Source organism: Kitasatospora sp. NPDC034533 (genome assembly GCF_055575155.1).
The window spans coordinates 132,978-156,295 of sequence record NZ_JBVITE010000008.1 but is presented as its reverse complement, the minus strand read 5'-3'; the positions used below and the strand labels follow the sequence as shown (position 1 = coordinate 156,295).

At 74.2% G+C, this 23,318-nt stretch carries 13 protein-coding genes; 10 read left to right on the top strand and 3 right to left on the bottom strand.

Translation table 11 applies throughout. The annotated features are described in order from the left end of the window. The first annotated feature begins 72 nt into the window (after positions 1–72). A complete protein-coding gene (locus tag ACZ55U_RS08655) occupies positions 73–897 on the top strand; it encodes a GntR family transcriptional regulator (protein ID WP_465523857.1) in 825 nt (274 codons plus the stop codon). A gap of 84 nt (positions 898–981) precedes the next feature. On the opposite strand, the gene ACZ55U_RS08650 is transcribed toward ACZ55U_RS08655, so the two are convergent. The 3 genes from ACZ55U_RS08650 to ACZ55U_RS08640 are packed head-to-tail and all read right to left on the bottom strand — an operon-like array spanning position 982 to position 3,723. Further along, positions 982–1,173: a ferredoxin gene (locus tag ACZ55U_RS08650; protein WP_465523855.1), complete on the bottom strand. Its 192-nt coding sequence runs from the start codon at positions 1,171–1,173 to the stop codon at positions 982–984. Positions 1,174–1,219: 46 nt separating this feature from the next. Continuing rightward, positions 1,220–2,443, bottom strand: a complete 1,224-nt coding sequence (locus ACZ55U_RS08645; RefSeq protein ID WP_465523853.1) for a cytochrome P450 — start codon at positions 2,441–2,443, stop codon at positions 1,220–1,222. A gap of 50 nt (positions 2,444–2,493) precedes the next feature. After that, a complete protein-coding gene (locus ACZ55U_RS08640; RefSeq protein WP_465523851.1) occupies positions 2,494–3,723 on the bottom strand; it encodes a cytochrome P450 in 1,230 nt (409 codons plus the stop codon). A 263-nt stretch (positions 3,724–3,986) separates the two neighbouring features. Between ACZ55U_RS08640 and ACZ55U_RS08635 the strand changes: the two genes are divergently transcribed. The 9 genes from ACZ55U_RS08635 (at position 3,987) to ACZ55U_RS08595 (ending at position 23,305) form a co-directional block, all read left to right on the top strand. Next, positions 3,987–4,931, top strand: a complete 945-nt coding sequence (locus ACZ55U_RS08635; RefSeq protein ID WP_465523849.1) for a proline iminopeptidase-family hydrolase — start codon at positions 3,987–3,989, stop codon at positions 4,929–4,931. Positions 4,932–4,945: 14 nt separating this feature from the next. Then, positions 4,946–5,863 (top strand): ACP S-malonyltransferase, encoded by a 918-nt coding sequence (locus tag ACZ55U_RS08630; RefSeq protein WP_465523937.1) that lies wholly within the window; start codon positions 4,946–4,948, stop codon positions 5,861–5,863. 73 nt (positions 5,864–5,936) lie between these two features. Beyond that, complete coding sequence (locus ACZ55U_RS08625; RefSeq protein WP_465523847.1) at positions 5,937–6,188, top strand: phosphopantetheine-binding protein; 252 nt, start codon at positions 5,937–5,939, stop codon at positions 6,186–6,188. A 28-nt stretch (positions 6,189–6,216) separates the two neighbouring features. After that, complete coding sequence (locus tag ACZ55U_RS08620; protein ID WP_465523845.1) at positions 6,217–7,743, top strand: AMP-binding protein; 1,527 nt, start codon at positions 6,217–6,219, stop codon at positions 7,741–7,743. A 30-nt stretch (positions 7,744–7,773) separates the two neighbouring features. Continuing rightward, positions 7,774–9,306 carry an AMP-binding protein gene (locus ACZ55U_RS08615; protein WP_465523843.1) on the top strand — a complete coding sequence of 511 codons (1,533 nt, stop codon included), beginning with the start codon at positions 7,774–7,776 and terminating at the stop codon, positions 9,304–9,306. Further along, entirely contained in the window at positions 9,303–10,541 is a 1,239-nt protein-coding gene (locus ACZ55U_RS08610; RefSeq protein WP_465523841.1) for a type III PLP-dependent enzyme domain-containing protein, read from the top strand. The genes ACZ55U_RS08615 and ACZ55U_RS08610 overlap by 4 nt, the downstream gene beginning before the upstream one ends. Continuing rightward, positions 10,541–11,047 (top strand): cobalamin B12-binding domain-containing protein, encoded by a 507-nt coding sequence (locus ACZ55U_RS08605; RefSeq protein ID WP_465523839.1) that lies wholly within the window; start codon positions 10,541–10,543, stop codon positions 11,045–11,047. Before ACZ55U_RS08610 ends, ACZ55U_RS08605 begins: the two co-directional genes overlap by 1 nt. Then, complete coding sequence (locus ACZ55U_RS08600) at positions 11,044–12,402, top strand: methylaspartate mutase (protein ID WP_465523837.1); 1,359 nt, start codon at positions 11,044–11,046, stop codon at positions 12,400–12,402. The genes ACZ55U_RS08605 and ACZ55U_RS08600 overlap by 4 nt, the downstream gene beginning before the upstream one ends. Positions 12,403–12,520: 118 nt before the next feature. Beyond that, positions 12,521–23,305: an SDR family NAD(P)-dependent oxidoreductase gene (locus tag ACZ55U_RS08595; protein ID WP_465523835.1), complete on the top strand. Its 10,785-nt coding sequence runs from the start codon at positions 12,521–12,523 to the stop codon at positions 23,303–23,305. Positions 23,306–23,318: the final 13 nt, after the last annotated feature.

Here is a 23,318-nt window from a genome sequence, read left to right as displayed (position 1 = left end):
GGCCGGACGCCCGCCGCGCCCGGCGGGCGTCCGATTTTGTGCCGACCCCCCGGAGGCACCACCATTCACCAGGTGTCCCGCACCACCCACCCGACCCCTGATCCCCAGGACGGCGCCGTGACCTCCGAGCCCGGCCGCAGGCCCCTCACCCGATCCCCGGGCAGCCCGCTCTGGGCGCAGCTGCGCGCCGACCTGCTGCGCCGGCTCGACGCGGGCGAGTTCCGCGACGTCTTCCCCGGCGAGTTCGACCTCGTCGCCGAGTACCAGGTCAGCCGGCACACGGTCCGCGAGGCGCTGCGCAAACTGCGCGAGGAGGGCCTCGTCACCGCCCAGCGCGGCAAGGTCTCGCGGTTCACCGCGAGCCGCCCGCTGGAGCAGGACGTGGGCGAGGCGTACAGCCTCTTCCGCGCGGTCGAGGAGGTCGGCGCCGTCCAGCGCAGCGTGGTGCGCGCGCTCGACCAGCGCGCCGACGGCGTCATCGCCGCCCGGCTGGGCCTGGAGGAGTCCACTCCGCTGGTCTACCTGGAGCGCGTCCGGCTGGCGGACGAGGAGCCGCTGGCCGTGGACCGGATCTGGCTGCCCGCGGACGTGGCCCGCCCGCTGCTGGACGTCGACTTCACCCACACCTCGCTCTACGACGAGCTGGAACGCCACTGCGGCAGCCGGATCGGCGGCGGCTGGGAGCGCATCCGCGCCGTGGTCCCCGGCCGGGGGGAGCGCATCCTGCTGGACTGCCCGGAGACCACCGCGCTGCTGGCGATCGACCGGCTGGGCCGCGACACCGACGGGCGGCCGGTCGAGTGGCGCCAGACGCTCGTGCGGGCGGACCGCTTCGCCGTCGCCGCCGCGTTCACCGCCCACGACTACCGGCTGGGAGCCCCCGTCCAGACGCCCTGAGGCCGGGCCCGCCGTCCGTGGACGCACCGAGCCCCGCCGGGCGTGTGGGGCGTCCGGCGGGGCGATGGGTGGGGGCGTGCGTCGCTACTCGGAGAGCTGGATGAGGCGCACCGGGCACAGCGAGGCGCTCTGCCGGACCACGGCGTGCAGCTCCGCGGGCGGCTCCTCGTCGAGCAGTGTCACGATGCCGTCCTCGTCCTGGTCGAAGACGTCGGGGGCGAGCATGACGCACTGGCCGGCCGACACGCACCGGTCGGGGTCGATGCTGACGCGCATGGTGGTGGTTCCTCGCTCTGTGGGGTGGACTCCGGGCGCCGGACGGTCACCAGGTGACGGGCAGTTCGTGGACGCCGTAGACCAGCGCCTCGTCCTTGAACCTGAGCTCGGACATCGGGACGGCCAGCCTGAGGCCGGGGATGCGCCGGAACAGGGTGCCGTAGACGATCTCCAGCTCGATCCGGGCGAGGTTCTGCCCGATGCACTGGTGGATGCCGTAGCCGAAGGCGAGGTGGCTGCGGGCCTCCTCGCGGCGGATGTCGAGGGTGTCCGGGTCCGGGAAGACGCTCTCGTCGTGGTTGGCGGAGTTGTTGAGCGACAGGATGCCGTCGCCCGCCTTGATGACGGTGCCGTCGATCTCGATGTCCTCCAGCGCGACCCGGGCGGTGCCGGAGTCGGAGATGCTGAAGAAGCGCAGCAGCTCCTCCACCGCGCCGGGCAGCAGCTCCGGGTCCGCCTTGACGGCGTCGAGCTGCTCGGGGTGCTCCAGCAGGCCGAGCACGCCGAGCGAGATCATGTTGGCGGTGGTCTCGTGGCCGCCGACCAGCATCAGCCGGGCCATGGTGACGATGTCGGTGTGGTCGGCGATCGGCTCTTCGCGGTTCTTCTCGATGAAGCGGCTGATCAGGTCGTCGCCGGGCTCGGACTCCTTGGCGGAGACCAGCTTGTCGAGGTACATGTCCAGGCCCATGACGGCGGCGCCGTACTCCTCCGGGCTGATGTCGTGGTTCATCATCAGCGCCGACCACTCCTCGAACTGCGGGTGGTCCTCGTAGGGGACGCCGAGCAGCTCGCAGATCACCAGCGAGGGCACCGCCAGCGAGAGCGACGACACCAGGTCGACCGGGCCGCCCTTGGCGAGCATCGCGTCGATCCGGTTGTCCACGATCTCCTGGATCCGGGGGCGCAGCGCGCGCATCCGCCGGGCGGTGAACTCGGGGATCAGGTAGCGGCGCTGGGAGGTGTGCTCCGGCGGGTCCATCGAGAGCAGCATGAGGCGGACCTCGCGCAGCATCTCCTCGGGGATGTGGAACTGGTGCGGGTAGCCGGGCAGTTTGAGGTTGGAGCTCACCCGCGAGTCACCGAGCACGGCCTTGACGTGCTCGTGCGTGGTGACCAGCCAGGCGGGCTTGCCGGTGACCTTGAGGACCGCCTGGGAGAGCGGCTCGGTCTCGCGGAGCTTGGCGTACTGCGCCGGCGGGCTGAACGGACAGGCGCGGGTCATCGGGAAGCTCGGCAGCTCGGCGGCCGTGCGGTCCTGGGTCGTCATGGTGCCCTCTCGGAGTCGGGTTCGAGGCTGGTCGGATCGATCCGTCTGGGTCACCAGGTGACGGGCAGTTCGTACATGCCGTACACGATGGCGTCGTCCTTGAACTTGAGCTCGGACATCGGGACGGCCAGCTTGAGGCCGGGGACGCGCCGGAAGAGGGTCTCGTAGACGACCTCCAGCTCGATCCGGGCGAGGTTCTGGCCGATGCACTGGTGGATGCCGTAGCCGAAGGCGAGGTGGCTGCGGGCCTCGCGCCGGATGTCGAGGGTGTCGGCGTCGGGGAAGACGCTCTCGTCGTGGTTGGCGGAGTTGTTGAGCGGCAGGATGCCCTCGCCGGCCTTGATCACCACGCCCTCGACCTCGATGTCCTCCAGCGCGACCCGGGCGGTGCCGGCGTCGGAGATGCTGAAGAAGCGCAGCAGCTCCTCGACGGCCCGGGGCAGCAGGGCGGCGTCGGCCTTGACGGCTTCGAGCTGCTCGGGGTGCTCCAGCAGGGCCAGGGTGCCCAGCGCGATCATGTTGGCGGTGGTCTCGTGGCCGGTGACCAGCATCAGCCGGGCCATGCTCACGATGTCGGAGTGCTCGACGGAGGGCTCGGCGCGGTTGGCCGCGATCAGCCGGCTGATCATGTCGTCGCCCGGCGTGGTCTCCTTGATGGTGACCAACTGGTCGACGTACTGGTCGAGTTCGTAGTGGGCCAGGCCGCGCTCGGCGTCGCTGATGTCCTGGTTCATGATCTGGCCGGCCCAGTGCTCGAAGCGCGGGTGGTCCTCGTAGGGGACGCCGAGCAGCTCGCAGATCACCAGCGAGGGCACCGGCAGGGCGAGCGCGGCCACCAGGTCCTGCGGGCCGCCCTTGGCCAGCATCGTGTCGATCTGGGCGTCCACGATCTGCTGAATCCGCGGCCGCAGCGCGCGCATCTGGCGCAGGCTGAACTCCGGTGCCAGCAGACGGCGCTGAACGGTGTGTTCGGGCTGGTCCATGGAGAGGAAGGTGAGCGGGACGGCCTGGAGCATCTCCTCGGGCACCGGCACCTGGAGCGGGTAGCCGGGCAGCTTGAGGTTGGCGCTCACCCGGGAGTCGCCGAGCACCTTCTTCATGCCCTCGTAGGTGCTGACCAGCCAGGTGGGCTTGCCGTTGACCTTGAGGACGGCGCGGGCGACCGGCTCCTTCTCGCGGAGTTCGGCGTACTGCGCCGGCGGGGTGAACGGGCAGGAACGCGGCATCGGGAAGGCCGGCGGCGCGGTGGCCGTACGGTCCTGGTCGGCAGTCTGGGTCATGGTGCCCTCTCGAACTGACTCGAACGAACTCATTCGAACGCTGCTCGCACGTTAGGCGGCGCCATCACCGCGCCACACCCCCTGCCGCCCCCTACCCGTGTGGCCTGCGCCGCCGTCCGTTCACCCCGGTCCGGTCCGGCCCCGACCCAGGGGCCGACCTAGGGGCCGCTAGGGGTCCAGTCGGGCCGTGGCCGCGCGTTAGCGTCGGGGCCGGATCACGATTCCGTTCACCCCGAACACGTCTGTCGACAAAGGTGGTTACCGTGCCCCTGGAGCCCAGCGCTAAGGGAACCGTCCCGTTCGGGGAGTACCGGACCTGGTACCGGGTCACCGGCGATCTCACCGCGGGCAAACCGGCCGTGGTGGTGGTGCACGGCGGCCCCGGCAGCACCCACGACTACCTGCTCCAGCTGACCGAACTCGCCGAGCGGGGCTGGCCGGTGGTGCACTACGACCAGATCGGCAACGGCGGATCAACCCATCTGCCGAACAAGGGCGCCGACTTCTGGAAGGTCGACCTCTTCGCCGCCGAACTGTCCAACCTCCTGGACCAGTTGGGCATCGCCGACAACTACGTGCTGTTCGGCCAGTCCTGGGGCGGCCTGCTCGCCGCCAAGCACGCGATGACCCGGCCGGCCGGACTGCGCGGCCTGGTGGTGGCCAACTCGCCCGCCTCCTACCCGCTGTGGCTCAGCGAGATGGCCGTGCTGCGCGCCCAGCTGCCGCCGGACGTGCAGGAGACCCTGCTGCGCCACGAGGCGGCCGAGACCTTCGAGTCGCCCGAGTACCTGGCCGCCATGCGGGTCTTCTACGACCGCCACGTGTGCCGGATCCTGCCCTGGCCGAGGGACTTCCTCTCCTCCTTCATGGAGATCTACAACGACCCGACCGTGTACTACACGATGAACGGGCCCAACGAGTTCCATGTGATCGGCACCCTCAAGGACTGGTCGATCATCGACGAACTGGACCTGATCCGGACCCCGACGCTGCTGATCAGCGGCAAGTACGACGAGGCCACCCCGGTGACGATGCAGCCCTACTTCGACCGCATCCCCACCGTGCGCTGGGAGGTCTTCGAGAACTCCAGCCACTGCCCGCACCTGGAGGAGTCGGAGCGCTTCACCGAGGTGATGGTCGGCTTCCTGGACGAGCTGGCCCAGCAGCCGGCCGAGCTGGTGCGCCCGGCGGGGGAGGCCCGGTCGTGACGAAGCGGACGGCGATGGTCTTCCCCGGCATGGGCCCGGCCTCCTTCGGCGACGTCGGCCGGTTCATGGTGGCCAACCGGTTCGCCCGGGAGCTGGTCTCGGTCGCCGACGAGGTCCTCGGCTACTCCCTGGTCGACGCGTTCCGCGAGGCCGAGGGCGACTACTCCGAGGCCGCCCAGGTGGCCTTCCTGGTCAACTGCCTGGCCAGCGCCGAATGGGCGCGGGCCGTCCTCGGCGTCGAGGCCGAGGCCGTCCTCGGGGCCAGCTTCGGCGAGAAGGCGGCGGTCGCCTTCGCCCAGGCGCTCCCGGCGGCCGAGGCCGTGCGGATGACCGCCGAACTCGCCCGCCTCATGGACGACTACTTCGCCCGGGAGCACACCGACGTCGTGGTGCTCTCCTTCGTCCGCACGCCGGAGGAGAAGCTGGGCGAGATCCTCGCCGAGCTGGACGAGCAGGGCGAGTGGCACGACATCTCCTGCTACATCGACGAGGGCTTCTACATGCTCTCGCTGCGCGAGTCCCGGGTGGAGTGGATGCAGCAGCGGCTGCGCTCCATCGGCGGGATGCCGCTCTACACCATGCGTCCGCCGCTGCACTCGGGCGCCTTCGCCGGGCTGCGGGACGAGATCGAGCACGAGGTGCTGTCCACCCTGCACTTCACCGACCCGAAGCTGCCGGTGGTGGCCGACCAGGACGGCGCGCTGCTCACCACGGCCGAGCAGGTGCGCACCATGCTGCTGGACAGCGTCACGCGCCCGCTGCGCTGGCCGGACGCGCTCGCCGGGCTCAAGGGCTTCGGCGTCGAGCGGGTCTGCGTCGCCGGCCCGGACAGCCTGTTCGGCCGGGTCTCGTGCACCACCGCGAACTTCGAGGTCCTGCCGGCCAACCCCCGGCTGGCGATGACCCCCAGGCGCCGGCCCGCCACCGGCTGAGCGCCGGAGCGCCCGGCGCCGGCCGTCGGCCGATCACACCCGACGAAGAACCAACGACACCGATGGAGTCACCATGTGGGACGAGACGTTCGAAGAGACCCTGCGCGGCTTCCTGCCCTTCCTGCCCCCGGGCGAGCAGCTGACGGAGGACACCCCGCTGCGTGAGCTGGGCCTGGACTCGCTCGGCACCGTCGAGCTGCTGGGCCGGCTGGAGGCCGCCTACGACATCCGCTTCCTGGACGACGCGCTGACGCCGGAGACCTTCGAGACCCCGGCCGTGCTCTGGAAGACCGTGGCGGGCCTGCTGCCCGGCGTCCAGGCCTGACGGGACGGGGACACGAAAGGCCACCACGATGGATGACACCGTGGACCTCGCGCTGGCCGGGCGCTTCCTGCGCGGACTCGCCAAGTCGGCGGACCGCCCGGCGGTGCGGGCGGGCGGGACCAGCCTCACCTACCAGGAGCTGCACGAGCGCGCGCTGCTGCTGGCCGGGTCGCTGCTGGCCCACCTGCCGTCGCGGCCGGCGGCGATCGGCGTGCTGGCGGGCAAGGGCCCCTCGGCGTACACGTCGATCCTGGCCGGCCTCTACACCGGGATCACCATGGTCCCGCTCCAGCCGGCCTTCCCGGCCGCCCGCACCCGGCAGATGATCGAGGCGAGCGGGGTCGGCGCGATCATCGCCGACGACGACGCGCTCGCCGCGCTGACCGGGCTGTGGGAGGAGGGCGTCGACGTCCCGGTGCTGTTCGCCCCGGGCGGCCAGCCCCAGCCGGCCGTGGAGCCGGCGGCGGGCAGCGCGCTCGCCGAGCCGGTGCCGGTGCGCGGCGAGGACACCGCGTACGTCCTGTTCACCTCGGGCTCGACCGGCCGCCCCAAGGGCGTCCCGGTCACCCACGCCAACACCCACCACTACTTCGGCCTGCTCGACGAGCGGTACGACTTCGGCCCCGAGGACGTGTTCTCGCAGAACTTCGACCTCAACTTCGACTGCGCGATGTTCGACCTGTTCTGCGCCTGGGGAGCCGGCGGCACGCTGGTCGTCGCGCCGCCGCAGGCCTACCGGGACATGCCGCGGTTCATCGCCGACAACGGCCTGACCGTCTGGTTCTCCACCCCCAGCGCGATCGCGCTGGTGCGGCGGATGGGGGGCCTGGGGCCCGGCGCCATGCCCTCGCTGCGCTGGAGCTTCTTCGCCGGAGAGGCGCTGAGCTGCCAGGACGCGGGCGACTGGCTGGCGGCGGCGCCGGACTCGACGCTGGAGAACCTCTACGGGCCGACCGAGCTGACCATCACCGTCGCCGCCCACCGCTGGGCGGGCGAGGACGCGCTCAACGGCATGGTGCCGATCGGCTCGGTGCACGGCGGACACCGCCACCTGCTGCTCGGCGCCGACGGCGAGGAGAACGAGGTCGAAGGCGAACTGTGCATCGCCGGTCCGCAGTTGACCGCCGGATACCTCGACCCGAACGACGACGTGGGCCGCTTCTTCGACCGCGACGGCCTGCGCTACTACCGCACCGGGGACCGGGTGCGCCGGGCGGCGGGCGGCGAACTGCTCTACCTCGGCCGGGGCGACGCCCAGGTCCAGGTGCTCGGCGTACGGGTGGAACTGGCCGAGGTGGACGCCGCGGTGCGCGACTGCCCCGGCGTGCAGGACGCCGTCACCGTCGCGGTGCCCGCCCAGGGCTCGGTGGAGCTGGCGGTCTTCTACACCGGCGAGGAGGTGGCGCCGGCCCTGCTCGCCCGCGAGCTGCGCAAGGTGCTGCCGGTGGCGATCGTCCCCAAGCGCTACCGGCACCTGGCCGAGTTCCCGCTGAACTCGAACCGGAAGATCGACCGCAAGCAGCTCGCACTCCAGGCCGCGACGACATCCGAGTGAGGCTCACAATGGAGAGGACGGACACACGCCGTGAGTGGTGACGCGATACCGCAGGCCGAGCCGGCCGTGCTGGTGCACGGGGTGCTCGACGAGGCTACGGCGGACGCCGCGCCCGGTGCCGTCGCGGTCGGTGACCGGGACGGCCGGTGGACCTACCGGGAGCTCGTCGAGTACAGCCACGCCGTCGACGCCTGGCTGGAGTCGCGCGGGGTCCGCCCCGGCGACCGGGTCCTGGTCCAACTGCCCAGCAACCGGGCGCTGGTGGCGCTGTTCTACGGCACGTCCCGGCGCGGCGCCGTCCTGGTGCCGCTGAACCCGGGCATGAAGGACTACCACCTGCGGTCGGTGCTCGGCAACGCCGAACCCCGGCTGGTGATCGTCGCCGACGCCGCCGTGGAGCGGATCGCCGCCCTCACGCCGGTCGAGGTGCTGGGCTTCGGCGAGGCCTGGCCCGAGGTGACGGCGCTGCACAGCAGCGGCGCGCGCGCCTCGCGGGCCCAGGAGGTCGACGCCGACGAGGTCGCCGTGCTGGTCTACACCTCGGGGAGCACCGCCGCCCCCAAGGGCGTGATCTGCCCGCACCGCCAGATGGTCTTCGCCTCCCGGGCGATCAACCAGGAACTCGGTTACCGCCCCGACGACGTGGTGTTCTGCCGCTTCCCGATCTCCTGGGACTACGGGCTCTACAAGATCCTGCTCGCCGCGCTCGGCCGCTCGGAACTCGTGCTGGCCGACACCGACTCGGACCTGGTGCTGCTGCGGCGCATCCGCGAGAGCGGCGCGACCGTGGTGCCGATCGTGCCCTCGCTGGCGGCGATGATCTGCTCCCTCGCCGAGCGCGACCCGGGCGGCGAGTCCAGGGTCCGGATGTTCACCAACACCGGGGCCGCGCTGCCGAAGACCACCGTGGACGCGCTGCGCACGGCCTTCCCCGGCGCCCAGGTGATCCGCCAGTTCGGCCAGACCGAGTGCAAGCGGATCTCCGTACTGCCGCCCGAGTTCGAGGACAGCAAGCCCACCTCGGTGGGCCGTCCGCTGCCGGGCACCAGGGTGCTGATCCTCGACGAGGACGGCAACGAGGTGCCCACCGGCTCGGCCGGCGAGATCGTGGTCGAGGGCCCGCACGTGATGCCCGGCTACTGGCGGGCTCCCGAGCTCACCGCCAAGGCCTTCCGCACCGACCCGGTCAGCGGGCGGCGGCGCCTGCACACCGGTGACTTCGGCAGCGTGGACGAGGACGGCTTCCTCTACTACGAGGGCCGCCGGGACGACATGTTCAAGCGCAAGGGCGTGCGGATGAGCACGATCGAGATCGAGGCCGCCGCGATGGACATCCCCGGTGTCCAGGCCGCCGCGACGCTGCCGCCCGCCGACGGCCGCGACCTCGCGGTCTGCGTGGTCGGCGACCTGGCGCCGCACACCGTGCTGCGGGAGCTGTCGCTGCGCCTGGAGCCCGCCAAGGTGCCGGGTCTGTGCCGGGTGGTCGACGAACTGCCGCTGACCCTGCACGGCAAGCACGACCGCCAGAAGCTCGCTCAACTCTTCGAAGGGGCCACCCCGTGACTGGCTACGCCGAGCTCGCCAAGCGCTTCGGTACTCCGTCGTACGTCTACGACCTGGACCGGATCGCGGCCGCCCGACGCGACCTGTTCGCCGCGCTGCCCGAGGGCGTCGAGCTCTTCTACGCGGCGAAGGCGAACCCGCACCCCGAGCTGCTGCGCGAGATGCGCGCCGGCGAGGGCCGGCGCTGCCGGGCGGAGATCAGCTCCACCGGCGAGCTCGCCGCCGTGCTGCGCGCGGGCTTCGAGGGCGCCGAGATCCTCTACACCGGCCCCGGCAAGACCGAGGAGGAGCTGACCGAGGCGCTGGGCGCCGGGGTGCGGCTCTTCTCCGTCGAGTCGCTGGGCGACCTGCGCAACGTCGGCGCGGTCGCCACCCGGCTCGGCGTGGTCGCCACCTGCCTGCTGCGGGTCAACAGCGCCAGCGCCAGCGCGACCTCCAGCATCCGGATGACCGGGGTGCCCTCGCAGTTCGGCTTCGACAGCGAGACGCTGCCGGGGCTGCGCGAGCAGCTCTTCGACGTGCCGGGCACCGACGTGGCGGGCGCGCACTTCTTCCCGCTCAGCAACGCCAAGGACGAGGAGAGCCTGATCGGGGAGTTCCGGCACACCATCGAGGTGGCCGCCCGGGTGCAGGAGGAGCTGGGCACGCGCTTCCGCTTCGTCGACATCGGCGGCGGCTTCTCGGTGCCGTACGCGGTCCGGGGCGAGCGGCCGGTGTACGGCGACCTCCGTGAGGCGATGGCGGGTTCGCTGGACGAGTGGTTCCCCGGCTGGCGCACCGGCGAGGTGAAGTTCGCCGTCGAGTCCGGGCGCTACCTGGTCGGCGACAGCGGCACCCTGATGGTCGGCGTGGTCAACCTCAAGGAGAGCCGCGGCCGGCGCTTCGTGATCCTGGACGGCGGGATCAACACCTTCGGCGGCATGTCGGGGCTGGGCCGGATCATGCCGGTCTCGGTGCGCCTGGAGGACGACGGCATCCCGCTGGAGCAGATCGCCAGCCTGGTCGGCCCGCTGTGCACCCCGGGCGACGTCCTCGGCCGGGACATCGAGCTGCCCGCGCTGGCGCCGGGGGACGTGGTCAGCATCCCCAACGCCGGCGCCTACGGCCCGACGGCCAGCCTGCTGATGTTCCTCGGCCGCCCGGCTCCGGCCGAGGTCGTGGTCCGCGGCGAGGAACTGGTCTCGGTGTCGCGGATCGAGCACGTCCGCTCCTACCAGCTCGGCCGGGAGCTGTGATGGCGCTGCCCACCGGGCGGAGCGCGCCCGCCGCCCCGAACCTGCCCGCGGTGGCCGAGCGGAACGCGCCCGCCGCGGTCAAGCGGGACGCGACGGTGATCGTCGCGGGCGGCACCTCCGACTCGCACACCTGGAACCTGGTCTTCCTCCAGCTCCTGCTGGAGGAGCTGGGGTTCGACGTGGTCAACCTGGGCCCGTGCGTGCCCACCGACCTGCTGGTGAGCGAGACGCTGGCCCGCCGTCCGGCGCTGCTGGTGGTCAGCAGCGTCAACGGGCACGGCTACCAGGACGGCATCCGGATGATCGGCAAGGTGCGCGAGCGCGCCGAGCTGAGCGCCGTCCCGGCCGTGATCGGCGGCAAGCTCGGCATCGCCGGCGCCCAGAGCGCCGAGCAGCTGGCCGAGCTGGTCGCGGCGGGCTACGACGCGGTCTTCGACGACGGGGCGGAGGGCATCGCCTCGTTCCGGCGGCTGCTCGACTCGCTCCCGCAGCGGGTGCTGACGTGAGCGGGGGCGAGGTCGGCGGACTCCACGGCTCGGGCGGGCTCGCCGGGGCCGACGGCTTCGGCGAGGTCGCCACGGCCGGCGGCTTCGGCGCGTTCGTCCGCCGGGCGCACCGGGCGGGCGAACTCGTGGTGCAGCCCCGGATGGGGATGAGCGACCCGGAGCTGATGCGGGCCGGACTGCTGGCCACCAAGGGTGCCGCCGGCCGTACGGTCGGCACCGTCACCCTGGACAGCTACACCCGGGTGAACGACCTGGAGTCCGCCGAACTCGCCCTGCTGGAAGGCGTGTCGCTCAACGGCTACCCGATCGTCAGCCATGACCTGGAGACCACCAGGTGGGTGCTGGACGGCATCCACGGCCCGGACTTCCCGGTGCAGGTCCGGCACGGCTCGGCCGCGCCGCTGGACATCTTCCGCTCGCTGATGCGGGTCGGGCTGGACGCCTCGGAGGGCGGTCCGGTCTCCTACTGCCTCCCGTACGGGCGCATCCCGCTGCGCGAGTCGGTGGAGAACTGGTCGCGCTCCTGCGACCTCTTCGCCCGGCTGCGCGAGATCGGGCGTGACCCGCACCTGGAGACCTTCGGCGGCTGCATGCTCGGCCAGCTCTGCCCGCCCGGCCAGCTGGTGGCGATCAGCGCGCTCGAAGCGCTGTTCTTCCACCAGCACGGGCTGCGCTCGATCTCGGCCAGCTACGCCCAGCAGACGCACCAGCAGCAGGACGTGGAGGCGGTGTTCGCGCTGCGCCGGCTCCTCGCCGAACTGCTGCCGGACACCGACTGGCACGTCGTCATCTACGCGTACATGGGGGTCTACCCCACCACGCCGCACGGCGCGCTCGCCCTGCTCGGCGACGCGGCCGAGCTGGCCGCCGCGACCGGCTCCGAGCGGCTGATCGTGAAGACCGTCGCCGAGTCCGTCCGCATCCCGACGGTGGCGGAGAACGTCAGCGCGCTGGAGCACGCGGCCGCCCGGGCGGCCCGCACCGAGCGGATCGCGGACGACGGCGGCGACTCGCAGACCTACGCGGAGGCCGCGGCGCTGGTGTCCGCGGTGCTGAACCTGGACCCGGACGTCGGCCGGGCGGTGCTGCTGGCCTTCCAGCGCGGGTACCTGGACATCCCCTACTGCCTGCACCCCGACAACCAGGGGCGCACCCGCAGCTACATCGACGGCGAGGGGCGGCTGCGCTGGGCGGACACCGGCCGGCTGCCGCTGGCCGGAGTGGTGGAGGCCGGCGAGTCCCGCACCGTGACGTCCGGCGAGCTGCTGGGGTCGCTGTCCTACGTCCGCTGGAAGTTCGATGACGAAGCGATCGCCGCCGGGCAGGGCCACGCCCTCGCCGGCGGCGCCGCCTGAGCCGGCCCGGGCCCCGGGAGCGGCGCGGCATGACGGGGGCGAGGCGCGGGTGGGCGCCGCCGCCCCCGCGTAACTGTTCTTTTGCCAAACGGTCTTGGCCGAATGTGGAGATGCGCGGATGAATGAGTCCAGGTCCGATTCAGTACTGGCCCGGCTGCTGGCCGACGCCGCGCCGTCGGAGCACCGGCGGTTGGTTCTCGACCTCGTGAGCCGTACGGCGGTGGCGGCGCTGAAGGCCGCCCGCCCGGAGGCCGCCGACACCTTGGACACCGCGCTCGCCTTCACCGAGCTCGGCTTCGACTCGCTGGCCTCGGTCGACCTCCAGGCCCGCCTGGTCGCGGCCACCGGCCTCGACCTGCCGGTCACCGTGGTCTACGAGTGCCCGACCCCGGCCGCGCTGGTCGACCGGCTGCTCGCCGGGGCGCTCGGCGCCGTCACCCCCGAACCGGCCCCGACCGCCAACCTCGGCGCCGGCATGGGGGCACCTCCCGGCCACCAGGCTGGGGCAGAGCCGATCGCGATCGTCGGCATCGGCTGCCGGTTCGCGGGCGGCGTCGACTCGCCGGAGCGGCTCTGGCAGCTGCTGCGCGACGGCGGCGAGGTGCTCTCCGACTTCCCCGAGGACCGCGGCTGGGACCTCGACCGGCTCTTCGACGAGGACCCGGAGACCCCCGGCAGCAGCTACGTCCGGCGCGGCGGGTTCATCGACACCGCCACCGAGTTCGACGCCGACTTCTTCGGCATCAGCCCGCGCGAGGCGCTGGGCATGGACCCCCAGCAGCGACTCGTCCTGGAGACCGCCTGGCAGGCCCTGGAGCACGCCGGGGTCGACCCGCTGGCGCTGCGCGGCACCGAGGCCGGGATGTTCTTCGGCGCCGAGGTGCAGGAGTACGGCCCGCGGCTGCACGAGGCCCCCGACGGCCTGGACGCCTACCTGCTGACCGGCAACGCCCCCAGCGTCATCTCCGGCCGGGTGGCCTACGTGCTCGGCGCGCTGGGCCCCGCGGTCACCGTGGACACCGCCTGCTCGGCCTCGCTCGTCGCGATCCACCTGGCCTGCCAGTCGCTGCGCGCCGGCGAGTCCTCGCTGGCGCTGGCCGGCGGCGTCGCCGTGATGGGCGGCCCGGGCGTCTTCACCGCCTTCAGCCGCCAGCGCGGCCTGGCCCCCGACGGCCGCTGCAAGGCCTTCGCGGCCGCGGCGGACGGCACGGGCTTCGCCGAGGGCGTCGGCGTCCTGGTCCTGGAACGGCTCTCCGAGGCCCGGCGCAACAACCACCGGGTGCTGGCCGTGGTGCGCGGCTCGGCCGTCAACCAGGACGGCGCCAGCAACGGACTCACCGCGCCCAGCGGCACCTCCCAGCAGCGGGTGATCCGCCAGGCCCTGGCCAACGCCGGCCTGCGGGCCGACGAGGTGGACGCCGTCGACGCGCACGGCACCGGCACCACGCTCGGCGACCCGATCGAGGCCACCGCGCTGATCGCCACCTACGGGCAGGACCGGCCCGAGGACGCGCCGCTGCTGCTCGGCTCGGCCAAGTCCAACCTGGGCCACACCCAGGGCGCCGCCGGCGTGGCCGGGGTGATCAAGATGGTGCTCAGCATGCGCAACGGCTACCTGCCGAAGAGCCTGCACATCGACGCCCCGAGCCCGCACGTCAACTGGTCGGCCGGCGCGGTCGAACTGCTCACCGAGGGCCGGCCGTGGCCGCGGACCGGGGCGCCGCGCCGCGCGGGCGTCTCCTCCTTCGGCGTCAGCGGCACCAACGCCCACGTCCTGCTGGAGCACGACGCCGAGGCCGAGCAGCCGCCCGCCGAGGAGCCCGCCGCCGACCCGGCCGGCCCCGGCGTGCTGCCGTACGTGCTGTCGGCGCGCGGCGAGCGGGCACTGCGCGCCCGGGCCGCGGACCTGCTCCCGCTGCTGGACGGAGACGAGGTCCACCTCGCCGACCTCTCCCGGGCCCTGGCCACCACCCGGGCCGGCCTGGCCGACCGCGCCGCGATCGTCGCCGAGGACCGCGCGGAGCTGCACGCCGCGCTGAGCGCCATCGCCTCCGGCACCGCCCCGACCGGCGTCGCCGGCGCCGGCAAGCTCGCCTTCCTGTTCACCGGGCAGGGCAGCCAGCGCCTGGCGATGGGCCGCGAACTGCGCGACGCCTTCCCGGTGTTCGCCGAAGCCCTGGAGCGGGCCTGCGGCTACCTGGACCTCCAGCTGGACCTGCCGCTCACCGAGGTGCTGTTCGCCGCCGAGGGCTCGCCCGAGGCCGAACTCCTGCACCGCACCGAGTACGCCCAGCCGGCCCTGTTCGCCGTCGAGGTCGCGCTGTTCCGGCTGGCCGAGAGCTGGGGCCTGCGCCCCGACTACCTGGCCGGGCACTCCGTCGGCGAGCTGGCCGCCGCGCACGTGGCCGGGGTCCTCACGCTGGAGGACGCCGCCATCCTGGTGGCCGCGCGCGGCCGGCTGATGCAGGCGCTGCCGGCCGGCGGCGCCATGGTCGCGGTGCAGGCCACCGAGGCCGAGGTCACGCCGCTGCTCACCGAGCGGGTCGGCATCGCGGCGGTCAACGGCCCGCGCGCGGTGGTGCTCTCCGGCGACGAGACGGAGGTGCTGCGGATCGCCGGGGAGCTGGCCGGGGCGGGGCACCGGACCAAGCGGCTGCGGGTGAGCCACGCCTTCCACTCGCCGCTGATGGAGCCGATGCTCACCGAGTTCCGCCGGATCGCGAAGGTCCTGACGTACGCCGCGCCGAAGATCCCGATCGTCTCCACCGTCACCGGCGAGCTGTGCCCCGACGCGGTGGCGACGCCCGAGTACTGGGTCGAGCACGTCGCCGCCCGGGTGCGGTTCGCCGGGGCGATGGACTGGCTGGCCGGCGCCGGGGTCGGCACCTTCCTGGAGATCGGCCCGGACGGCGTGCTCTGCGCCATGGGCCAGGAGTGCCTGGACGGCTCCCCGGCCGTCTTCGCCCCGCTGCTGCGCCGCGAGCACCCCGAGCCGCGGCAGGCCCTGTCGGCCCTGGCGGAGGCCTACCGGGCCGGGGTGCCGGTGGACTGGGCGCGCTTCCACGCCGGCCGGGACGGGCGCCCGGTCGAGCTGCCGACCTACCCGTTCCAGCGCAAGCGGTTCTGGCTGGAGCCGGGCTCGGCCCGCGCCGACCTCGCCGACCTCGGCCAACTCCCGGCCGGGCACCCGCTGTTGAGCGCGGTGGTGGCCGTCGGCGCGGACGGCGTGGTGCTCACCGGGCACCTCTCGCTGCGGACCCAGCCCTGGCTGGGCGACCACGTCATCGCCGGGCGGGTGCTCTTCCCCGGCACCGCCTTCGTCGAGCTGGCCGTGCGCGCCGGCGACCACGTCGGCGCCGGCGCGATCGAGGAACTCACCCTGGGCGCCCCGCTGGTGCTGCCCGCCGAGGGCGGCGCGGGCATCCAGGTCGCGGTGGGGGAGCCCGACGAGAGCGGGCGCCGCCGGCTGACCATCCACTCCCGGACGGACGGCGCGGACGCCGGGCGGTGGACCCAGCACGCCAGCGGTGTGCTGGCCCCCGAGGCCGAACCGCTGCCCCGGCCGCTGGACAACTGGCCGCCGCGGGGCGCCGAGCCGATCGACCTCACCGGCGTCTACCGGACGCTGGCGGCCCAGGGCTACGGCTACGGCCCGGCCTTCCAGGGCCTGCGGGCCGCCTGGCGGCAGGGCGGCGAGGTCTTCGCCGAGGTCGAGCTCCCCGCCGAACTCGTCGCCGACGCGGCCGGGTTCGGGCTGCACCCGGCGCTGCTGGACGCCGCCCTGCACGCCGCCGACCTGGACGCCGAGCCCCGCGCCGAGGTACTGGTGCCGTTCGCCTGGACCGGGGTCTCGCTGCACGCCGCCGGCGCCGCCTCGGTGCGGGTGCGGATCTCCCGCCCGGGCAAGGACACCCTCGCGCTGGACTTCGCCGACGCCACCGGCGCGCCGCTGGCCACCGTACGGGGCCTGGTCTCCCGCCCGGTCTCGGACGGCGAAGTCCTCTACGCCGTACGGCAGTCGCCCCTGGGGCTGCCGGCCGAGCCGCAGCGGCTGCGGATCGCGGTGCTGGACGGCGAGGACCTCACCGGTCTCGCCGACCCGCTGCCGCAGGCCGTGGTGCTGCGCGCGGCGGCCGGCCCCGAGGAGCTCGCGTTCGCGGCGAGGAACGCCACCGCCCGGGTGCTGCGGGTGCTCCAGGCCTGGCTGGCCGAGGACCGCTTCGCGGGCGCCACCCTGGTGGTCGTCACCTCGCCCGCGCTCGCCGAGGCGCCCGTGCGCGGCCTGGTGCGCTCGGCCCAGGCGGAGAACCCCGGCCGCCTCGTCCTGATCGAGCACCCGGATCTGCCCACCGAGGCCGAGCTGTCCACCGCGCTCGCCACCGGAGAGCCGGAACTCTCCCTGCTGGACGGTGAGTTCACCGCCCCCCGGCTGGCCGTCCTGCCCTCGGCGGCCCACCCGGCGCCCGACTGGGGACGCGTCCTGATCACCGGCGGCACCGGCGGCCTGGGCGGACTGCTGGCCCGCCACCTGGTCGCCGAGCACGGCGTGCGCAGCCTGGTCCTGGCCGGCCGCCGCGGCCACGCGCCCGAACTCCAGGCCGAACTGGCCGCGGCGGGCGCCGAGGTGGTCGTGGCCGGCTGCGACGTCGGTGACCACGACGCGGTGGCCGCGCTGCTCGCCGCCCACCCGGTCGACTCGGTGGTCCACGCGGCCGGCACGGTCCGCGACGGCGTGATCGGCTCGCTCACCGAGGAGGCGCTCGCGGAGGTGTTCCGGGCCAAGGTGGACGGCGCCTGCCACCTGCACGAACTCACCGCCGGGCGGGACCTCAGGGCCTTCGTGCTGTTCTCCTCGCTCGCCGCCGTCCTCGACGGCGCCGGGCAGGGCAACTACGCGGCGGCCAACGCCTTCCTGGACGCGCTGGCCGAGCACCGCGCCTCGCTGGGCCTGCCCGCCACCGCCCTCGCCTGGGGCCTGTGGACCGGCGAGGCCGGCATGGGCGCCGCGCTCGACGAGGCGACACTGGCCCGGATCGCCCGCTACGGACTGCCCGGACTCGACGCGGCGCACTCGCTGCGCCTGTTCGACGCCGCGGTGCGCACCGGCGAGGCCCGGGTCGTCCCCGTCGAGGTGGACGCCGCCGCCGTGCGGGGCCGCACGGACGGCATCCCGGCGCTGCTCAGCGGCCTGGTGCGGCCGGTCAACCGCCGGGCCGCGGCCGCCCGCGGCACCCGTGACCTGGCCGCCGCCGGGGCCCTGGGCGCGCTGCCCGCCGCCGACCGGGACCGCACCCTGCTGGAGCTGGTCCGCACCGAGGTGGCGGCCGTGCTGCGGCACGACAGCGCGGCGGCGATCAGCCCGACCCGGGCGTTCACCGAGATCGGCTTCGACTCGCTGGCCGCCGTGGAACTGCGCAACCGCCTCAACTCGGCGACCGGGTTGCGGCTTCCGGCCACCCTCGTCTTCGACTACCCGGCGCCGAAGGTGCTGGCCGAGCACATCCGCGACACCCTGTTCGGCAGCGAGCCCGAGGCACCGGCCGCACCGGTGGCGGCGCCCGCCGGTGGCGACGCCGACCCGATCGTGATCGTCGGGATGAGCTGCCGCTACCCCGGCGGCGTCGAGTCGCCCGAGGACCTGTGGCGGCTGGTCGCCGACGGCGTCGACACCATCGCGGAGTTCCCCACCGACCGCGGCTGGGACACCGAGGCGATCTTCGACCCGGAGCCCGGCACCCCCGGCAAGACCTACTCCCGCGAGGGCGGGTTCCTCTACCGGGCGGCGGAGTTCGACGCCGACTTCTTCGGCATCAGCCCGCGCGAGGCGGTCGCGATGGACCCGCAGCAGCGCCTGCTGCTGGAGGTCTCCTGGGAGGCGTTCGAGCGCGCGGGCATCGACCCGGCGACGGTCCGCGGGACGGCGACCGGGGTGTTCGCCGGCGTGATGTACCACGACTACGGCAGCTGGCTCACCGACGCCCCCGAGGAGGTGGCCGCCTACTTCGGCAACGGCACCCTCGGCAGCGTGGTCTCCGGCCGGGTCGCCTACGCGCTCGGGCTCGAAGGACCGGCCGTCACCGTCGACACCGCCTGCTCCTCCTCGCTGGTCACCCTGCACCTGGCCGCCCAGGCGCTGCGCGGCGGAGAGTGCACCCTCGCGCTGGCCGGCGGCGTCACCGTGATGTCCACCCCCGACACCTTCATCGACTTCAGCCGCCAGCGCGGCCAGGCCGCCGACGGGCGCTGCAAGTCCTTCGCGGCCGCGGCCGACGGCACCGGCTGGGGCGAGGGCGTCGGCATGCTGGTGCTGGAGCGGCTCTCGGACGCCGAGCGCAACGGGCACCGGGTGCTCGCCGTGGTGCGCGGCAGCGCGATCAACCAGGACGGTGCGTCCAACGGGCTGACGGCCCCCAACGGGCCGTCGCAGCAGCGGGTGATCCGTCAGGCGCTGGCCGGCGCCGGGCTGTCGGCCGCGGACGTGGACGTGGTGGAGGCGCACGGCACCGGCACCACGCTGGGTGATCCGATCGAGGCCCAGGCGCTGCTGGCCACCTACGGGCAGGACCGCCCGGCGGACCGGCCGCTGTGGCTGGGCTCGATCAAGTCGAACATCGGCCACACCCAGGCCGCCGCGGGCGTGGCGGGTGTGATCAAGATGGTCGAGGCGATGCGCCACGGCGTGCTGCCCAGGACCCTGCACGTGGACGCCCCCTCGGACCAGGTGGACTGGACGGCGGGCGCCGTCGAGCTGCTGACCGAGGCCCGGGAGTGGCCCGAGGCCGGGCGTCCGCGCCGGGCCGGCGTCTCCTCCTTCGGGATCAGCGGCACCAACGCCCACGTCATCCTGGAGCAGGCACCGGCCGCCGAGGAGGCGCCGGCCACCGGCACCCCGCCCACCCTGGTGGCGCTGCCGGTCTCGGCCCGCAGCCCCGAGGCGCTGGCCGCCCAGGCCGAGCGGCTGGCCGGCGTGGCGGACCTCCCGCTCGCCGACCTGGGCCTCGCCCTGGCCACCACCCGTGGCGCCCACCCGTACCGCGCCGTGGTGCTGGCCGGCGAACGCGCCGAACTCGACGCCGCCCTGGCCGCGTTGAGCGCCGGTACGGACGCCCCCGGGCTGGTCACCGGCACCGTCGACGAGGGCGCCCTGGCCTTCCTCTTCTCCGGCCAGGGCTCGCAGCGCCCCGGCATGGGACGCCAGTGGTACGAGGCCTTCCCGGTCTTCGCCGAGCACTTCGACGCCGTCGCCGCCCACTTCGACGGCGGGCTCAAGGAGGTGGTCTTCGGCACGGACGCCGAGCTGCTGAGCCGGACGGAGCACACCCAGGCCGCGCTGTTCGCCACCGAGGTGGCGCTCTTCCGGCTGCTGGAGTCCTTCGGCCTGCGCCCGGACTTCCTGGCCGGCCACTCCATCGGCGAGCTGGCCGCCGCCCACGTCAGCGGCGTCTGGTCGCTGGCGGACGCGGCGAAGGCGGTCGCCGCCCGGGGCCGGCTGATGCAGGCGCTGCCCGAGGGCGGCGCGATGGTCGCGGTGCGGGCCGGCGAGGCCGAGGTGCTGCCGCTGCTGGACGAGCGGGTCAGCATCGCCGCGGTCAACGGACCGCGCTCCGTGGTGCTCTCCGGTGACACGGAGGCGGTGCTGGAGCTCGCGGCCCGCTTCGAGCGCTCCAAGCGGCTGACCGTCTCGCACGCCTTCCACTCGCCCCGGATGGACGGCATGCTGGCCGAGTTCGGCGCGGTGCTGGCCGAACTCGACTACGCCGAGCCGGCCATCCCGATCGTCTCCACCCTGACCGGCCGCCCGGCGAGCCCGGCGGAGCTGCGCAGCCCCGAGTACTGGGTCCGGCACGTCCGGGAGAGCGTGCGCTTCGCCGACGCCGTCGCCGCGCTGGCCGAGCAGGGCGTCACCACCTTCCTGGAGCTGGGCCCGGACGCGGTGCTGAGCGCCATGGGCCCGGACTGCCTGGCCGAGGACGCGCCGGCGGTCTTCACCTCGGTCGCCCGCAAGGGCAAGCCCGAGGTCGCGGAGCTGCTGGGCGCCGTCGCGCTGGCCCACACCCGCGGCGCCGCGCTGGACTGGCCCGCGCTCTACGGCGACTACACCCCCCGGCCGGTCGAGCTGCCGACCTACGCCTTCCACCACCGGCGGTTCTGGCTGGACGCGCCGGCCGCCAAGGGCGACGCGGGCAGCCTCGGCCAGGCGCCGGTGGACCACCCGCTGGTCGGCGCCGAGATCCGGCTGGCCGCCTCCGACGAGGTGGTGCTGACCGGGCGGGTCTCGCGCGCCACCCACCCGATGCTGGCCGAGCACGCCGTCCTCGGCACCGTCCTGCTGCCGGGAACGGCCCTGGTCGACCTGGCGATCCGGGCCGGTGACCTGCTCGGCCTGCCCGTCCTGGAGGAGCTCACCCTCCAGGCACCGCTGCTGCTGCCGGAGTCGGGCGCCGTCCAGCTCCAGGTCGTCGCCGGGCGCGGCGGAGCCGTCCAGGTCTTCTCCCGCCCGGCGGGCTCCGAGGACGCCGCCTGGACCACCAACGCCACCGGCCTGCTCGCGGAGCGCGGCGAGGCCCGCCCCGAGCCGTCCGCCCAGTGGCCGCCGGCCGGCGCGACCGAGGTCGACGTCACCGGCCTGTACGAGCGGATGCGCGCCGAGGGCTACCAGTACGGCCCGGCCTTCCAGGGCGTCAAGGCGGCCTGGCGGCGCGGCGAGGAGGTCTTCACCGAGCTCGAACTGCCCGCCGCCGAACGGCCCGACGCCGCCCGCTTCGGCCTGCACCCCGCCCTGCTGGACGCCGCCCTGCACGCCACCTCGCTGCTGGACGAGGGGCGCGAGGCGCCGGCCGACGGCAAGGTGCTGCTCCCGTTCGCCTGGAACGGGGTCGAACTGCACACCGGCGGCGCCTCGGCGGCCCGGGTGCGGCTGACCCGCCAGGACGGCGACGGCATCCGGATCGAGCTGGCCGACGGCGCCGGAGTCCCGGTCGCCACCGTCTCCTCCTTCGTGACCCGCCCGGTGGCGGCCGGACAGTTCGGCCCCCAGCAGGACTCGCTGTACGCCGTGGAGCTGACCCCCCGCCCCGACCTGGCCCCCCAGGGCGTCGGCAACCGGCAGTTCGCGGTGCTCGGCGGCGACGGTCTCGGCCTCGGCCTGCCCGTCCACCCGGACCTGGCCGCGCTCGGCGACGCCGTCCCCGACGTGCTGCTGCTGCCGGTGCCGACGTCGGCCGGAGAGCCGGTGCCGGACGGGGTGCGCGCCGTCCTGCGGACCGTGCTCGGCCCCGTCCAGGAGTGGCTGCGCGAGGACCGGTACGCCAAGGCCACGCTGGTGGTGCTGACCGGCCGGGGCCTGGCGGACGCCGCCGTGCGCGGCCTGGTCCGCGCGGCGCAGGCCGAGGACCCGGGCCGGATCGTCCTGGTGGAGAGCGACGGCGATCTCACCCTGCCGCTGCTCGCCGCCGCCCTCGACTCCGGTGAGGGCGAACTGGTGCTGCGCGAACGGGCCGTCCTGGTGCCGCGCCTGGCCAGGGTCCAGTTGCCGCCGGCCGAGCAGGAGGACCCCGAGTGGGGCACCGTGCTGATCACCGGCGGCACCGGCGGGCTGGGCGCGCTGGTGGCCCGGCACCTGGTCACCGAGCACGGCGTGCGCAGCCTGGTGCTGGCCGGACGCCGCGGCCTCCAGGCCCCCGAGGCCCGGGAGTTGCGGGCCGAGCTGGCCGAACTCGGCGCCGAGGCGGCCGTGGTGGCCTGCGACGTCGCCGACCGGGCCGCGCTGGCCGAGCTGCTCGCCGAGCACCCGGTGCACAGCGTGGTGCACACCGCGGGCGTGCTGGACGACGCCCTGTTCGGCTCGCTGACCCCCGAGCGGATCGACCCGGTGCTGCGGCCCAAGGTCGACGGCGCCTGGCACCTGCACGAACTGACGGCGGACCGGGAGATCGGCCGGTTCGTGCTGTTCTCCTCGGTCGCCGGCACCCTGGACGCCACCGGGCAGGGCAACTACGCGGCCGCCAACGTCTTCCTGGAGGCCCTGGCCGAGCAGCGGACGGCGGCCGGCCTGCCGGCCACCGCGCTGGCCTGGGGCCTGTGGGCGGGAGCCGGCGGCATGGGCGGCCAGCTCGGCGAGGCCGAGCGGGAGCGGATCGAGCGCTCCGGCATCGGCGCGCTGGACCCGGCCGAGGGGCTGGCCCTGTTCGACGCGGCGCTGCGCGCCGGGCGCCCCACCCTGGTGCCGGTCCGCCTCGACCTGGCGGCGCTGCGCGAGCGCGGCGAGTCCGTCCCCGCCGTGCTGCGCACCCTGGTGCGGCCCGCCGTGCGCCGGGACGCGGCCACCGCCGCCGGCTCCGCGGGCACCGGCGCCGCGGCCTCGCTGGCCCAGCGGCTGGCCACCCTGCCGGCCGCCGACCACGAGCACGCGGTGCTGGAGGCGGTCCGCTCCCAGGTGGCCGCCGTCCTCGGCCACGACGGCCCGGCGGCCGTCCAACCCCGGCGCGCCTTCACCGAGTTGGGCTTCGACTCGCTCGCCGCGGTGGAGCTGCGCAACAAGCTCAACGCCGTCAGCGGGCTGCGCCTGCCGTCCACGATGATCTTCGACTACGCCACCCCGGCGGCGCTGGCCGCGTACCTGCTGGACAGGCTGCGCCCGCAGCGCACCGAGGCGGCGGCCGAGGAACCCGACGACGCCAGGGTGGCCGAGCTGCTGGCCGGCATCCCGGTGGCCAGGCTCCGCGAGGCCGGACTGCTGGAGCGGCTGCTGAAGCTCTCCGAGGCCGCCCCCGGCGACGCCGCCCAGGCCCAGGCCCAGGCCGCCGCGCCGGCCGAACCCGAGGCCGACCGCGCCTCGGCGATCAAGAACATGGACATCTCCGACCTCATCCGCACTGCGCTCGACCGTAGCGACGCCAAGTAATCAGGGAGCGACA

Bases quoted from the DNA above. Each gene is read 5' to 3' on its own strand.
- ACZ55U_RS08650 (WP_465523855.1), bottom strand. From the start codon at position 1,173: ATGCGCGTCAGCATCGACCCCGACCGGTGCGTGTCGGCCGGCCAGTGC.
- ACZ55U_RS08645 (WP_465523853.1), bottom strand. From the start codon at position 2,443: ATGACGACCCAGGACCGCACGGCCGCCGAGCTGCCGAGCTTCCCGATG.
- ACZ55U_RS08640 (WP_465523851.1), bottom strand. From the start codon at position 3,723: ATGACCCAGACTGCCGACCAGGACCGTACGGCCACCGCGCCGCCGGCC.
- ACZ55U_RS08630 (WP_465523937.1), top strand. From the start codon at position 4,946: ATGGTCTTCCCCGGCATGGGCCCGGCCTCCTTCGGCGACGTCGGCCGG.
- ACZ55U_RS08625 (WP_465523847.1), top strand. From the start codon at position 5,937: ATGTGGGACGAGACGTTCGAAGAGACCCTGCGCGGCTTCCTGCCCTTC.
- ACZ55U_RS08620 (WP_465523845.1), top strand. From the start codon at position 6,217: ATGGATGACACCGTGGACCTCGCGCTGGCCGGGCGCTTCCTGCGCGGA.
- ACZ55U_RS08605 (WP_465523839.1), top strand. From the start codon at position 10,541: ATGGCGCTGCCCACCGGGCGGAGCGCGCCCGCCGCCCCGAACCTGCCC.
- ACZ55U_RS08595 (WP_465523835.1), top strand. From the start codon at position 12,521: ATGAATGAGTCCAGGTCCGATTCAGTACTGGCCCGGCTGCTGGCCGAC.